The organism is Enterobacter cloacae complex sp. ESBL7, from assembly GCF_041679625.1.
Classification (GTDB): domain Bacteria; phylum Pseudomonadota; class Gammaproteobacteria; order Enterobacterales; family Enterobacteriaceae; genus Enterobacter; species Enterobacter asburiae_B.
Window position 1 is genome coordinate 191,154 of sequence record NZ_JBGORN010000003.1, and the last position, 15,210, is coordinate 206,363.

The following is a 15,210-nucleotide window of genomic DNA, read 5'->3' on the forward strand; positions in this document are numbered from 1 at the left end:
AAGATGGTGATGGAGCCTTACAATCCGCCGCAGGATCCCTGGCTGGTCATTCTGTATCAGGATGAACACATTATGGTGGTCAACAAGCCCAGCGGCCTGTTGTCCGTGCCGGGGCGTCTGGACGAGCACAAAGACAGCGTGATGACGCGCATTCAGCGCGATTATCCGCAGGCGGAGTCTGTCCATCGCCTGGATATGGCCACCAGCGGCGTGATTGTGGTGGCGCTGAACAAAGCGGCGGAACGCGAGTTAAAGCGCCAGTTCCGCGAGCGCGAGCCGAAAAAGCAGTATGTCGCCCGCGTCTGGGGCCACCCCGCGCAGGCGGAAGGGCTGGTAGATTTACCGCTGATCTGCGACTGGCCGAACCGGCCTAAGCAGAAGGTGTGTTACGAAACCGGCAAGGCCGCGCAGACCGAGTACGAAGTGCTGGAGTACGCGCCGGATAATACCGCGCGCGTCCTGCTTAAGCCGATTACCGGACGTTCGCACCAGCTGCGCGTGCATATGCTCGCCCTGGGTCATCCGATTCTGGGCGACCGGTTTTACGCGCCGCCTGAAGCGCTGGCCTTAGCGCCACGTCTGCAGCTGCACGCGCAGACGCTCACCATCACCCATCCGGCCTTCGGTAACGCGATGACGTTTAAAGCCCCGGTGGACTTCTAAAAAAAAAGCCCGACATCGTCGGGCTTTTTCTTATTTGAAACCTTTCTTCTCTTTAATGAGCTCGTACGCCTTCTGGATTTCCTGCGCTTTTTGCTTCGCCATCTCCATCATTTCTGGCGGTAAGCCTTTCGCGACCAGTTTGTCCGGATGGTGTTCGCTCATGAGCTTACGATAGGCACGTTTAATCGTGGTCTGATCGTCAGAGGGCTTAACGCCAAGCACGTTGCAGGCGTCTTCCAGCGTCGGACCACGCTGCGCCTGCTGCCAGGCACCGCCGGACGACTGCTGGTGATAGCCGCCGCCAAACTGCGCCCCGCCCTGCATCATGCGCAGGAACTGGTCGAACTGCATGCGGGAGATGCCCAGCTCTTCCGCAATGACGTACAGCACGTCACGTTCATTAGGGTGAAGTGAGCCGTCTGCGAAGGCCGCCTGGATTTGAATTTCCAGAAACATCCGAATTAAATCAAAACGTCCAAAGCAGATGCTGCGGAACTGACGCATTTTTTCGCGAAGCGGATAATTATCCGACTTACCGATGCGAAACGCATTTTGCGCTGCCAGACGGGAGTCGCCGTGCAGGTTCATGCGATCCATAAAGACGCTGGCAATCTGAATATCGGCTTCTGTGACACGCCCTTTGGATTTGGTTAAGTGCCCCATGACCTCAAAGGTGGTGGAGAAAAAGAGTGACTGACGCTCGCGCTGATTGGCAAACCAGGCCATTTTGCGGCTGCGCGCCTTATCAAACATATGGCCGATAATAAGCCCAAGCACAATCCCCCAGAACCCGGCACCCATGATGATGGCGAACGCAACGCCGATTATTTTACCCCAATACTGCATATACTCCCCGGATAGTCATATTCCTGGCCGACGCAACGTCATCATCACTGTGTTCAAGTCACGGTCAATTGAAGGACATCGCCTATAATTTGCTTTATCATACTCGTCATTCGATAGCGAGCCTAACACTCTGGCACGCAAACGGGCAGGATTAACGCTGGTACTGCGCAGATGAGTAAGATAGTCTCTGAGCGTTTGTAAGCCGTAGCCACTGATGACGGAACAATAAAATACAACGTATGAAAAAACGTATCCCCACCCTCCTGGCCACAATGATTGGCTCCGCCCTGTACAGTCAACAGGGTCTGGCGGCCGATCTCGCCTCGCAGTGTATGCTTGGCGTTCCAAGTTATAATCGCCCACTGGTGAGTGGCGATACAAATAGCTTGCCGGTAACCATTACTGCCGACAGTTCGAAAGGGACTTACCCTGACAATGCCACCTTTACGGGCAATGTCGATATTAACCAGGGCAATAGCCGCCTGCAGGCAGATGAAGTGCAATTGCACCAGAAACAGCCGGAAGGTGCGGCCGAGCCGGTACGAACGGTGGATGCGCTGGGTAATGTGCACTATGACGACAATCAGGTCATCCTGAAAGGTCCGAAAGCCTGGTCAAACCTGAATACTAAAGATACTAACGTCTGGAAAGGTGATTACCAGATGGTGGGTCGCCAGGGGCGCGGCGACGCTGACCTGATGAAACAGCGCGGCGAAAACCGCTATACGATCCTGGAAAACGGTACGTTCACGTCATGTCTGCCGGGTTCCAATACCTGGAGCGTGGTCGGTAGCGAAGTTATCCATGACCGCGAAGAACAGGTCGCAGAGATCTGGAACGCCCGCTTCAAGCTGGGCCCTGTTCCCATATTCTACAGCCCTTATCTGCAGCTTCCCGTCGGTGACAAACGTCGCTCCGGTTTCCTGATCCCGAATGCCAAATACAGCACGTCGAACTACTTTGAGTTCTACCTGCCGTATTACTGGAACATCGCGCCAAACATGGATGCGACGATCACGCCGCACTATATTCACAAGCGCGGCAACATCATGTGGGAGAACGAGTTCCGCTATCTGACCCACGCCGGTGCGGGTCTGATGGAGCTGGATTATCTGCCGTCGGATAAAGTCTTCCAGGACGAGCATCCGACCGAAGGCGATAAACACCGCTGGATGTATTTCTGGCAGCATTCCGGGGTAATGGATCAGGTCTGGCGTTTTAACGTCAACTACACCAAGGTCAGTGACCCGAACTACTTTAACGATTTCTCGTCAAAATACGGTTCGAGTACCGATGGGTATGCCACGCAGATCTTCAGCGTTGGCTATGCGGTGCAGAACTTCGATGCGACGGTAACCAACAAGCAGTTCCAGGTGTTCTCCAGCCAGACCGCGAGTACCTATGGTGCCGAGCCGCAGCTGGACGTTAACTGGTACCAGAATGACGTGGGTCCGTTCGACACCCGTATTTATGGTCAGGCGGTGCATTTTGTAAACACCAATTCCAATATGCCGGAAGCCACCCGAGTTCACCTGGAGCCCGTCATCAACTTGCCATGGTCGAATGACTGGGCAAGCCTGAATACGGAAGCCAAGCTGATGGCGACACACTATCAGCAAAAAAATATTGATGATTACAACACCAGCAACAACGCTCATCTTGAGGAAAGCGTAAACCGTACGCTTCCACAGTTCAAAATGGACGGTAAGCTGATCTTCGAACGCAATATGGGACTTCTGGCGGATGGCTATACCCAGACGCTGGAGCCACGTATGCAGTACCTGTACGTGCCTTATCGCGATCAGAGCAACATCAATAACTATGACTCCTCTTTACTGCAATCTGATTACAGCGGCCTGTTCCGCGACCGTACCTACGGTGGCCTTGACCGCATCGCCTCAGCGAACCAGTTAACGACCGGGGTCACATCACGCGTTTATGATGACGCTGCCGTTGAACGTTTTAACGTTTCTGTTGGTCAAATCTACTATTTCACCGAGTCTCGCACGGGCGATGACAATATTAAGTGGGAGAAAGATAACAAGACAGGTTCGCTGATTTGGGCTGGTGATACCTACTGGCGTATGACCGATCGTTGGGGTCTTCGCGGTGGCGTGCAATATGACACCCGTCTCGACAATATCGCCAACAGTACGGCGTCGATTGAGTACCGCCGGGATGAAGATCGTATGGTGCAGTTGACCTATCGTTATGCCAGCCCGGAATATATTCAGGCGACGTTACCAAACTATGGTACTGCAGAGCAGTATAAAGACGGTATTTCGCAGGTGGGTGGCGCAGCGAGTTGGCCAATCGCCGACCGCTGGTCAATTGTAGGCGCGTACTACTTCGACACTAACGCCAATAAAGCTGCTGACCAGATGGTAGGTCTGCAATATAACTCCTGCTGTTACGCGCTGCGTGTCGGCTACGAACGCAAGCTTAACGGCTGGAACAGTGAAAACAATCAGAGCAAATACGATAACGTGATTGGCTTTAACTTCGAGTTACGCGGCCTGAGTTCCAACTACGGTCTGGGTACGCAGAAAATGCTGCGCTCGAATATTCTGCCGTACAGTAGCGCCTTGTAATGTGCTTGATTTGCAACGTAATCCGCTTTGCGGTTAATTGAAATGGAAAAAGTATGAAGAACTGGAAAACGCTGCTGCTCGGTGTCGCTATGGTTGCGAATACCAGCTTCGCGGCCCCCCAGGTTGTTGATAAAGTCGCTGCTGTGGTTAACAACGGCGTCGTGCTTGAAAGTGACGTTGACGGTCTGATGAAATCGGTGAAGCTCAATTCGGGCGAAGCCGGTCAACAGCTTCCGGATGACGCCACGCTGCGCCACCAGATCCTGGAGCGTCTGATCATGGATCAGATCGTTCTGCAGATGGGGCAGAAAATGGGTGTGAAGATCACTGACGAGCAGCTCGATCAGGCGATCGCTAACATCGCGAAGCAGAACAATATGTCTTTAGACCAGATGCGCAGCCGTCTGGCCTATGACGGCATCAGCTACGCCACCTACCGTAACCAGATCCGTAAAGAGATGCTGATTTCGGAAGTGCGTAACAACGAAGTGCGTCGCCGCGTCACCATCCTGCCTCAGGAAGTGGACGCGCTGGCAAAACAGGTGGGCAACCAGAACGATGCGAGCACAGAGCTGAACCTGAGCCACATTCTGATCCCACTGCCAGAGAACCCAACGTCCGATCAGGCTGCGGAAGCAGAAAGCCAGGCGCGTTCGATTGTTGAACAGGCGCGTAACGGCGGCGACTTTGGCAAGCTGGCAATCACCTACTCCGCTGACCAACAGGCGCTGAAAGGCGGCCAGATGGGCTGGGGACGTATTCAGGAGCTGCCATCTATCTTTGCCCAGGCGCTGAGCACGGCGAAGAAAGGGGATATCGTTGGTCCTATCCGTTCAGGCGTGGGCTTCCACATTCTGAAGGTGAACGATCTGCGCGGCCAGAGCCAAAATATCTCCGTCACCGAAGTTCACGCTCGCCACATACTTCTGAAACCGTCACCGATCATGACTGACGATCAGGCGCGTGTGAAGCTGGAACAGATCGCAGCTGACATTAAGAGCGGTAAAACCTCATTTGCGAAAGCAGCAAAAGAGTTCTCTCAGGATCCAGGCTCTGCTAACCAGGGCGGCGATCTGGGCTGGGCGGCTGCGGATATCTACGATCCTGCCTTCCGCGATGCGTTGATGAAGCTGAACAAAGGCCAGATCAGCGCGCCGGTCCACTCTTCATTCGGCTGGCATCTGATCGAGCTGATGGACACCCGTAACGTTGATAAAACGGATGCGGCACAGAAAGACAGAGCCTACCGTATGCTGTTTAACCGTAAGTTCTCTGAAGAAGCCGCAACCTGGATGCAAGAACAACGCGCCAGCGCTTACGTGAAAGTTCTGAGCAACTAATGAAACAGCATCGTGTTGTTATCACGCCCGGCGAACCCGCCGGGATTGGGCCTGACCTCGTTGTCCAGCTCGCCCAGCGCAGCTGGCCGGTAGAACTGGTTGTCTGCGCCGATGCAACACTGTTACAAGACCGGGCAACACTGCTCGGTCTGCCTTTAACGCTCATCCCTTACGTTGAAGGCCAACAGCCAGCACCGCAGCAAGCCGGTACCCTCACCCTTCTTTCAGTTCCCCTTCGTACGCCGGCCATCCCGGGCCAGCTCAGCACGGAAAACGGTCACTATGTCGTTGAAACCCTTGCGCGCGCCTGCGACGGTTGTCTGAAGGGCGAATTTGCCGCTCTGATCACCGGCCCCGTCCACAAAGGCGTCATCAACGAAGCGGGTATACCCTTTACCGGGCATACGGAGTTCTTCGAAGAGCGCTCGCACAGCCCGAAAGTGGTGATGATGCTGGCGACGGAGGAAATGCGCGTTGCGCTGGTGACTACCCATCTGCCGATCAAAGCCATTCCTGATGCGATCACCCCAGAACTCCTGCGCGAGATCATCGGGATTTTGCACCACGATCTGCAGACAAAGTTTGGGATCCCGCAGCCGCACGTGCTGGTCTGCGGCCTGAACCCGCACGCCGGTGAAGGCGGGCACATGGGCACCGAAGAGATCGACACCATCATTCCGGTACTCAACGAAATGCGGGCGAAGGGGATGAACCTCAGCGGGCCGCTGCCTGCAGATACCCTTTTCCAGCCGAAATACCTGGATAATGCCGACGCCGTGCTCGCGATGTACCACGATCAGGGCCTGCCCGTGCTAAAATACCAGGGCTTTGGCCGCGGGGTGAATATCACCCTCGGTTTACCCTTTATTCGAACGTCCGTTGACCACGGTACTGCGCTGGATCTGGCAGGCCAGGGGAAAGCGGATGTCGGCAGTTTTATTACGGCGCTTAATCTCGCCATCAAAATGATTGTTAATACTCAATGACTAATCGAGTCCATCAGGGCCACTTAGCCCGTAAACGTTTCGGGCAAAACTTCCTTAACGATCAGTTCGTGATCGAAAGCATTGTCTCGGCTATTAATCCGCAAAAAGGCCAGGCGATGGTCGAAATCGGCCCGGGCCTTGCCGCGCTGACCGAGCCGGTAGGCGAACGCCTCGACGAGCTGACCGTCATCGAACTGGACCGCGATCTGGCCGCACGCCTGCAAACGCACCCGTTCCTCGGGCCGAAGCTGACCATCTATCAGCAGGACGCCATGACCATGAACTTTGGCGAACTGTCGGAAAAAATGGGCCAGCCGCTGCGCGTCTTCGGCAACCTGCCGTACAACATCTCCACGCCGCTCATGTTCCACCTCTTTAGCTATACTGATGCCATTGCCGACATGCACTTCATGTTGCAAAAAGAGGTTGTTAACCGTCTGGTTGCAGGCCCGAACAGTAAAGCGTATGGTCGTTTAAGCGTGATGGCACAGTATTATTGCAACGTGATCCCGGTACTCGAAGTACCGCCGTCAGCGTTCACACCACCACCAAAAGTGGATTCAGCGGTTGTGCGCCTTGTGCCGCACAAAACGAAACCGTATCCGGTTAAAGATCTGCGCGTACTGAGCCGCATTACCACAGAAGCCTTTAACCAGCGCCGTAAAACGATCCGTAACAGCCTGAGCAATTCGTTTACCGTTGAGGTGTTAGCCGAGCTGGGGATTGACCCGGCAATGCGTGCGGAGAACATTTCCGTAGAGCAGTACTGCAAGCTGGCTAATTACATCAGCGATAATGCGCCGCCGAAGGAGAGTTAAGCCATGATTGATTCGCCCCGCGTATGTGTCCATGTACAAAGCGTCTATGTTGAATCACAGTCCTCACCGGACGAAGAACGTTTTGTTTTCGCTTACACCGTGACCATTCGCAATCTGGGGCGGATGCCCGTGCAGCTGCGCGGGCGCTACTGGCTTATCACTAACGGCAATGGCCGCGAAATCGAAGTTCAGGGCGAAGGTGTGGTCGGTGAACAGCCCCACATCGCCCCTGGCGAAGAGTACCAGTACACCAGCGGCGCGGTGATTGAAACGCCGATGGGTACCATGCAGGGCCATTATGAAATGGTCGACGTTGATGGCAATGATTTCCGCGTTGCCATTCCTGTGTTCCGTCTCGCCGTAACCACACTCATTCATTAATCTAATGTCTACATATCTGATTGGCGACGTTCACGGTTGCTACGATGAACTGATCGCATTATTAAAACAGGTCGACTTTACGCCAGGACAGGACACGCTCTGGCTGACGGGCGATTTAGTCGCGCGTGGCCCCGGCTCCCTTGAAGTATTACGTTTCGTCAAATCGCTGGGCGACAGCGTCCGCATGGTGCTGGGCAATCACGATCTGCATCTGCTGGCGGTTTTCGCCGGGATCAGCCGCAACAAACCTAAAGATCGCCTCACCCCACTGCTGGATGCGCCGGACGCGGACGATCTGATTAACTGGCTGCGCCGTCAGCCCCTGCTGCAGATCGACGAAGAGAAAAAGCTGGTCATGGCGCATGCCGGGATCACCCCGCAATGGGATCTTGAGACGGCGAAAACCTGCGCGCGTGACGTTGAGGCGGTGCTGGCGAGCGACTCATATCCTTTCTTCCTTGATGCCATGTACGGCGATATGCCGAACCACTGGAGCGAGGATCTCAGCGGTCTGGCCCGTCTGCGCTTTATCACCAACGCGTTCACCCGCATGCGCTTCTGCTTCCCGAACGGACAGCTGGATATGTATTCCAAAGAGACGCCGGAAAGCGCGCCCGCTCCGCTCAAACCGTGGTTTGCCATTCCGGGACCGGTGACCAGCGAGTACAGCGTGGTATTTGGCCACTGGGCTGCGCTGGAAGGAAAAGGCACACCGGAAGGGATTTACGGTCTGGATACCGGATGCTGCTGGGGCGGAGAGTTAACCTGCTTACGCTGGGAAGATAAAGCTTACTTTGTGCAGCCGTCCAACCGACAGCTGGACTTAGGAGAAAGCGAGGCCGTTGCCTCCTGATACGCTATTCCCTCTCCCGGCCGGGAGAGGGAAAATCACTTAACGACGTTCCAGAATCTCGAAGCAGTAGCTGTGGGAGTTCTGTGCATCCGCGTCGTGGAATTCGCTGAATACCGATTCCCACTCGTCCGGATCGTAGTCCGGGAAATGGGTATCCCCTTCCACTTCTGCATCAATGTGGGTCAGATACAGCTTCTGCGCTTTTGGCAGGAACTGCTCGTACACGCGCCCACCGCCGATCACCATGATCTCTTCGGCATTGCCGCATGCAGCAATCGCCTCGTCTACTGATTTTACCCATTCGACGCGATCGTCAGTGCCCGGCTGGCTGCTGATAACGATATTCTTACGGCCCGGCAATGGACGACCAATCGACTCCCAGGTCAGGCGGCCCATCACTACCGGCTTGTTTAACGTAGTACGTTTAAACCATGCGAGATCGGCAGGCAGGTTCCACGGCATGGCATTTTCCATACCGATAACGCGGTCCACCGCCAGCGCTGCAATCAGACTGATCATTGAAAATTTCCCGGATGCAAAAAATTGCCGCCACTATACGGAAAGCTTAATCTTTCGTCGACTGGCGGCAGGGTAAAGATAAAGAAATTTTTTAATATTGCTGGCAACTCCACTTCACGCGGAAGGTTTACTCTCGGGCTCGTCAGCCGGATCACCGGTATGCTTGCCCTCTTCCGTGCCCTGCCAGCCATGGCGCTGGATCAGCGACAGGTGGTTACGGTCCTCGTTAATGATTTCCGTCAGCATCGCGCTGGTGCGTTTGAACACCGCCGCACGCTCGGTGGCGGTACTGCCAGCCATCGCCGCCATCTCTTCGACCATCTCGGTATTAAAGCGGCGGAACAGGTCTGCCCGTTCGCGTGCTTCATACGCGCCAAGTCCAAGATTTTCCAGCGCCATGCGGCCAGACTTCAGCGCACCTTCGAAGGTTTCACGCTCGGGCGCGTCTACGCCCGCCTGCCGCAGCCGGATGTAGTGATCTACATCGCGCGCGCGGGAGATAATAGTCAGCGCCGGGAAATGCTCTTTTACCAGCTCCACCATCTGCATGCTGGTTTCCGGATCGTCAATCGCGTTAATCAACACCTCGGCTTTTGCCGCCCCGGCGGATTCCAGCAGATCGACGCGGGTTGCATCCCCGTAAAACACCTTCATATCAAATTTACGCAGGGTATCGACATGGTCGGGGTCGTGATCGAGGATGACCATTTTCACCCCGCTCGACAGCAGTAAACGACCCACGATCTGCCCGTAGCGGCCAAATCCGGCGATGATGACGCGCGGCTGCTCCTCGTCGATCTCGTCGGCCTCGCGCTCCTGCCCGCTGTCCGATTTTTCCAGACGCGTCAGCACCACCAGCAGCACCGGCGTCGCCGCCATCGACAGGGCGACCGCCAGCGTCAGCGCCTTCGCCCACTCGGGATCGAGCACGTTTGCCATCTGCGCGGCGCCAAACACCACGAACGCAAATTCACTCCCCTGCCCCAGCAGCACGGCGAACCAGCGGCGCTGCCTGCCCGGCACGTTCAGTGGGCGAGCAATCAGCCACAGCATCACCATTTTAATGACCAGGAAGCCGACGAGCAGGATGACGATCCGCAGCGGGTGCGTCACCAGCGTACCGAAGTCGACGGACATCCCGACGCCGATGAAAAACAGTCCCAGCAGCAACCCTTTGAACGGCTCGATATCGCTTTCCAGCGCGTGACGGTATTCAGAGCTCGCCAGCAGCACGCCTGCGAGGAACGCCCCCATCGCCATCGACAGCCCGGCCTCCTCCAGCAGCAGACCGAAGCCAAACACCAGGAACAGCGCCACGGCGCTGAACACTTCGCGCAGGCCAGAACGAGCGACAAACCGCAGCAGCGGGCGGGTCACGTAGCGGCCAAGCAGCACCACCAGCGCCAGCGCGCCCGCCACCTTCAGCGCCGACAGCGCGAAAGCGCCCAGCGTGGTAGAGGAACCGCTGGCCGCCAGCAGCGGGATCATCGCCACCAGCGGGATAGCGGCAATGTCCTGGAACAGCAGCACCGAGAACGCGCTGCGTCCCATCTGGGAGACCGTCAGATTTCGCTCGTTCATCGCCTGCATGGCAATCGCCGTCGAGGAGAGCGCCAGCGTCATGCCGATGAGCTCTGCCACTTTCCAGTCCATACCCAACAGGATGCAGAACCCACCCAGCAGCAGGCCGCAGGCCACCATCTGCAGTGCCCCGCCGCCAAATACCGAGGCGCGAAGCTTCCACAGCCGCTGCGGGTCGAGCTCCAGGCCAATCACAAACAGCATCAGCACCACGCCAATCTCAGCGAAATGGAGAATCGCCTCGGCATCCGTGACCAGCCGAAAGCCCCACGGCCCAATGACGCAGCCTGCAATCAGGTAGCCGAGCACCGAACCCAGCCCCAGGCGTACCGCCACGGGCACAATCAGCGCCGCCGCGCCGAGGTAAATCAGCGCCTGTATCAGCGTATGGCTATCCATGGTGCGTCTCCTGCCACTCAAGTAAGCGTTGTTTATAATGACGAGCCTGCGCCTGCAGCGTTTCATCGTCGCAAACAAACGTGCAGTGCATCGCAAACGGCGGGAGCCAGTTCAGACCGCAATAGAGCGCGGTCGCCTGCAGCGGCTGCGCCAGGACGTCAAAACCCGGGAAGGAACCGATATCAAAATGGTTTTCCCCACCGCCGGTGGTGACCGCCCACATCAGGCTTTTTCCTTTTAGCGCATTGCCGTTGTGGCCATACGCCCAGCCGTGGGAGAAGACTTTATCAATCCACAGTTTCAGGAGAGGGGGCGTGCTGTACCACTGCATCGGATGCTGCCAGATAATCAGATCGGCACGGGAGAGCGCCTCCTGTTCGGCGGCGATATCGATATTAAAATCGGGATAGAGTTGATAGAGGGAACGTATCTCTACGTTATCAAGCGTCCTTACCTGCTCAAGCATCCGCTTATTCGCATGCGAGTGCTGCGGATAAGGATGGGCATAAATTATCAGAATCATTGATTAGCCTGTTGTTACTGCTTTCTTTTAACAAAAGAGTGTAGTCAGTAATTCAACAGGCTAATAGTGAATATTATTGACGGGCTTACGTCAGAATTCTGAATTAGTTATCCAGCTCGCCCATGGATTTCACCTGGTCACGGTTGATCTGCTCGGTTTGACCGGTTTCGGCGTTTTTGTACGACACCAGACCGGTATCGTCATCCACCTGAGGTTTGCCGTCGGTGACAATGGTTTTGCCATCGGTGGTTTTTACGGCCTGATTAGACGAACAGCCCGCAACGGTGAACATTGTCGTGGCAGCCAGAACGGAAGCGATCAGTAATTTATTTTGCATGGTGTTTTCCCCTGCTCTCAGTTGAATTTCGTTATCGACCTAACCATTTTAGGCTAACTGACTGAAAGCGGATGAAAAACCAGAAGGTTCTGAAGATGGGAGAATGCCCGGCAACCGAACGGCACCGGGCATTTTTACTTATTTGCTAATCTGCGCGTGCATTTCCTGCACCGAAATCACCTTCTCGGTGGCATCCGCGTTCAGCGCCATGGCCGTTGCGAAACCGCCGTTCAGGGTGGTGTCGTAGTGCACTTTGTACTGCAGCGCGCTGCGACGAATCAGCTTGGAGTCTTCAATCGCCTGGCGGCCTGCGGTGGTGTTGATGATGTAGGTGTATTCGCCATTCTTGATACGGTCCTGAATGTGCGGACGACCTTCATGCACCTTGTTCACCAGACGCGGGTTGATGCCGGCTTCGCCCAGCACAATCGCGGTACCGTGGGTCGCGTCCAGCTCGAAGCCCTGTTTCAGCAGCTTGGCGGCCAGGTCAACCACGCGCTCTTTATCGCCTTCGCGAACGGAGAGCAGCGCACGGCCTGATTTTCTCATGGTGGAGCTACTGCCCAGCTGCGCCTTCGCGAACGCTTCTGCGAAGGTGCGGCCCACGCCCATCACTTCCCCGGTAGAGCGCATTTCTGGCCCTAACAGCGGGTCAACGCCCGGGAATTTATTGAACGGCAGCACCACTTCTTTCACCGAGTAGTACGGTGGAATGATCTCTTTGGTCACGCCCTGCTGCGCCAGCGTCTGGCCCGCCATCACGCGCGCCGCCACTTTCGCCAGCGGAACGCCGGTGGCTTTGGAGACGAACGGTACGGTACGTGCCGCACGCGGGTTGACTTCAATCAGGTAGACTTCGTTGTCTTTCACCGCAAACTGGACGTTCATCAGACCGCGAACCTGCAGCTCGAAGGCCAGCTTCTGCACCTGCTGGCGCATCACGTCCTGAATCTCCTGGCTCAGCGTGTACGCTGGCAGAGAACAGGCGGAGTCGCCGGAGTGCACGCCCGCCTGCTCGATGTGCTCCATGATGCCGCCAATCAGCACCATTTCGCCATCGCAGATGGCGTCAACGTCCACTTCAACCGCGTCGTCGAGGAAGCGGTCGAGCAGCACTGGCGCATCGTTGGAAACACTCACCGCAGTCTGGAAGTAGCGACGCAGGTCGGCCTCGTCATACACAATTTCCATCGCGCGGCCGCCCAGCACGTAGGAAGGACGCACCACCAGCGGGTAGCCAATCTCTTTCGCCTTCTCAACGGCCATTTCAATGGCGGTGACGGTGGCGTTCGCCGGCTGTTTCAGCTTCAGACGGTCAACCGCCTGCTGGAAACGCTCGCGGTCTTCCGCACGGTCAATCGCGTCCGGGCTGGTGCCGATAACCGGCACGCCTGCTGCTTCCAGCGCGCGCGCCAGCTTCAGCGGGGTCTGGCCGCCGTACTGCACGATAACGCCTTTTGGCTTCTCGATGCGCACGATTTCCAATACGTCTTCCAGGGTAACCGGCTCGAAGTAGAGGCGGTCAGAGGTGTCGTAGTCGGTCGATACGGTTTCCGGGTTACAGTTGACCATGATGGTCTCGTAACCGTCTTCGCGCAGCGCCAGCGAGGCGTGTACGCAGCAGTAGTCGAACTCGATGCCCTGGCCGATACGGTTTGGACCGCCGCCCAGCACCATAATCTTGTCGCGGTCGACGGACGGGTTCGCTTCGCACTCGTCTTCATAGGTGGAGTACATGTAGGCGGTGTCGGTCGAGAATTCAGCCGCACAGGTGTCCACGCGCTTGTAGACCGGATGCAGGTCGTACTGGTCGCGCAGCTTGCGGATTTCCGCTTCGCGCACGCCCGCCAGCTTAGCCAGACGCGCATCGGCGAAGCCTTTACGCTTCAGCACGCGCAGGAAGTCAGCGTCCAGGCCGTTGATGCCCAGTTCAGCGACCTGTTCTTCCAGACGCACCAGCTCTTCAATCTGCACCAGGAACCAGCGGTCGATGTTGGTCAGGTTGAACACGCCGTCGACGGACAGGCCCGCACGGAAGGCATCGGCGATATACCAGATACGCTCTGCGCCCGCGTCTTTCAGCTCGCGGCGGATTTTGGTCAGCGCTTCCGGGTCGTCCAGGCTCACTTTCGGGTCGAAGCCGGTCGCGCCCACTTCGAGGCCGCGCAGCGCTTTCTGCAGGGATTCCTGCTGCGTGCGGCCAATCGCCATCACTTCACCGACAGATTTCATCTGGGTGGTCAGACGGTCGTTCGCGCCTGCGAATTTCTCGAAGTTGAAGCGTGGAATTTTGGTCACAACGTAGTCGATGGACGGCTCGAAGGACGCAGGGGTGCGGCCACCGGTGATGTCGTTCATCAGCTCGTCGAGGGTGTAACCCACCGCCAGCTTCGCCGCCACTTTCGCAATCGGGAAGCCGGTCGCTTTAGAAGCCAGCGCGGAGGAACGGGACACGCGCGGGTTCATTTCGATAACAATCAGACGGCCTGTTTTCGGGTTCACCGAGAACTGCACGTTAGAACCGCCGGTTTCCACGCCGATTTCACGCAGTACCGCCATCGAGGCGTTACGCATGATTTGATACTCTTTGTCGGTCAGGGTCTGGGCTGGCGCAACGGTGATGGAGTCGCCGGTGTGGATACCCATCGCATCGAAGTTTTCGATGGAGCAGACGATGATGCAGTTGTCGTTTTTATCACGCACCACTTCCATCTCGTACTCTTTCCAGCCAATCAGCGATTCATCAATCAGCAGCTCTTTGGTTGGAGAGAGATCCAGACCGCGTTCGCAAATTTCTTCGAACTCTTCGCGGTTGTAGGCGATACCGCCGCCGGTGCCGCCCATGGTGAACGATGGACGGATGATGCACGGATAGCCCACGTCAGCCGCGACGGCCAGCGCTTCTTCCATGTTGTGTGCGATACCGGAACGCGCGGTGTCGAGGCCGATTTTCTTCATCGCCACGTCGAAGCGGCGACGGTCTTCTGCTTTATCAATCGCGTCGGCGGTCGCACCAATCATGGTCACGCCGAACTCTTCCAGCACGCCCTGACGCTCCAGCTCCAGCGCACAGTTCAGCGCCGTCTGGCCGCCCATGGTTGGCAGCACCGCGTCCGGACGCTCTTTCTCGATGATTTTACGCACCACTTCCCAGTGAATCGGCTCGATGTAGGTTGCATCAGCCATTTCCGGGTCGGTCATGATGGTTGCCGGGTTAGAGTTCACCAGGATAACGCGGTAACCCTCTTCACGCAGGGCTTTACACGCCTGCGCGCCGGAGTAGTCGAATTCGCAGGCCTGGCCGATGACGATCGGGCCAGCGCCAAGGATCAGGATGCTTTTTATGTCTGTACGTTTTGGCATTGTCTTCTCG

Annotated in this window: 13 protein-coding genes; 7 read left to right on the forward strand and 6 right to left on the reverse strand. The window is 56.5% G+C overall.

Annotated elements, in window-relative coordinates; all coding sequences use genetic code 11:
- The first annotated feature begins 3 nt into the window (after window positions 1-3).
- Window positions 4-663, forward strand: coding sequence for a bifunctional tRNA pseudouridine(32) synthase/23S rRNA pseudouridine(746) synthase RluA (rluA, locus tag ACERY3_RS14260; RefSeq protein ID WP_008502014.1), 660 nt, complete (start codon window positions 4-6; stop codon window positions 661-663).
- Window positions 664-693: 30 nt separating this feature from the next.
- On the opposite strand, the gene djlA is transcribed toward rluA, so the two are convergent.
- On the reverse strand, window positions 694-1,509 hold the full coding sequence (gene djlA / locus ACERY3_RS14265) for a co-chaperone DjlA (RefSeq protein WP_023310366.1): 816 nt from the start codon (window positions 1,507-1,509) through the stop codon (window positions 694-696).
- Between the two features lie 239 nt (window positions 1,510-1,748).
- Between djlA and lptD the strand changes: the two genes are divergently transcribed.
- Genes lptD through apaH form a run of 6 tightly spaced genes read left to right on the forward strand, consistent with a single transcriptional unit; the run spans window position 1,749 to window position 8,478 of the window.
- Window positions 1,749-4,100 carry an LPS assembly protein LptD gene (gene lptD, locus ACERY3_RS14270; protein WP_058840528.1) on the forward strand — a complete coding sequence of 784 codons (2,352 nt, stop codon included), beginning with the start codon at window positions 1,749-1,751 and terminating at the stop codon, window positions 4,098-4,100.
- Window positions 4,101-4,153: 53 nt separating this feature from the next.
- Window positions 4,154-5,440 (forward strand): peptidylprolyl isomerase SurA, encoded by a 1,287-nt coding sequence (gene surA / locus ACERY3_RS14275; protein ID WP_033144608.1) that lies wholly within the window; start codon window positions 4,154-4,156, stop codon window positions 5,438-5,440.
- Complete coding sequence (gene pdxA / locus ACERY3_RS14280; RefSeq protein ID WP_058840527.1) at window positions 5,440-6,426, forward strand: 4-hydroxythreonine-4-phosphate dehydrogenase PdxA; 987 nt, start codon at window positions 5,440-5,442, stop codon at window positions 6,424-6,426. Before surA ends, pdxA begins: the two co-directional genes overlap by 1 nt.
- Window positions 6,423-7,244, forward strand: coding sequence for a 16S rRNA (adenine(1518)-N(6)/adenine(1519)-N(6))-dimethyltransferase RsmA (gene rsmA / locus ACERY3_RS14285; RefSeq protein WP_023310362.1), 822 nt, complete (start codon window positions 6,423-6,425; stop codon window positions 7,242-7,244). The genes pdxA and rsmA overlap by 4 nt, the downstream gene beginning before the upstream one ends.
- A 3-nt stretch (window positions 7,245-7,247) precedes the next feature.
- Window positions 7,248-7,625 (forward strand): Co2+/Mg2+ efflux protein ApaG, encoded by a 378-nt coding sequence (gene apaG, locus ACERY3_RS14290; RefSeq protein WP_023310361.1) that lies wholly within the window; start codon window positions 7,248-7,250, stop codon window positions 7,623-7,625.
- Between the two features lie 4 nt (window positions 7,626-7,629).
- Window positions 7,630-8,478: a bis(5'-nucleosyl)-tetraphosphatase (symmetrical) ApaH gene (gene apaH, locus ACERY3_RS14295; protein WP_023310360.1), complete on the forward strand. Its 849-nt coding sequence runs from the start codon at window positions 7,630-7,632 to the stop codon at window positions 8,476-8,478.
- 39 nt (window positions 8,479-8,517) lie between these two features.
- Here the strand turns inward: apaH and folA are convergent, their stop codons facing one another.
- From folA to carB, 5 genes are all read right to left on the reverse strand, one after another.
- Window positions 8,518-8,997, reverse strand: coding sequence for a type 3 dihydrofolate reductase (folA, locus tag ACERY3_RS14300; protein WP_008502023.1), 480 nt, complete (start codon window positions 8,995-8,997; stop codon window positions 8,518-8,520).
- 114 nt (window positions 8,998-9,111) lie between these two features.
- On the reverse strand, window positions 9,112-10,977 hold the full coding sequence (gene kefC, locus ACERY3_RS14305) for a glutathione-regulated potassium-efflux system protein KefC (RefSeq protein ID WP_033144606.1): 1,866 nt from the start codon (window positions 10,975-10,977) through the stop codon (window positions 9,112-9,114).
- Complete coding sequence (gene kefF / locus ACERY3_RS14310; RefSeq protein ID WP_045888144.1) at window positions 10,970-11,500, reverse strand: glutathione-regulated potassium-efflux system oxidoreductase KefF; 531 nt, start codon at window positions 11,498-11,500, stop codon at window positions 10,970-10,972. The genes kefC and kefF overlap by 8 nt, the downstream gene beginning before the upstream one ends.
- 103 nt (window positions 11,501-11,603) lie before the next feature.
- A complete protein-coding gene (locus tag ACERY3_RS14315; RefSeq protein ID WP_023310357.1) occupies window positions 11,604-11,837 on the reverse strand; it encodes a YgdI/YgdR family lipoprotein in 234 nt (77 codons plus the stop codon).
- A 138-nt stretch (window positions 11,838-11,975) separates the two neighbouring features.
- Window positions 11,976-15,200 carry a carbamoyl-phosphate synthase large subunit gene (gene carB, locus ACERY3_RS14320; RefSeq protein ID WP_039260850.1) on the reverse strand — a complete coding sequence of 1,075 codons (3,225 nt, stop codon included), beginning with the start codon at window positions 15,198-15,200 and terminating at the stop codon, window positions 11,976-11,978.
- Window positions 15,201-15,210 lie beyond the last annotated feature (10 nt).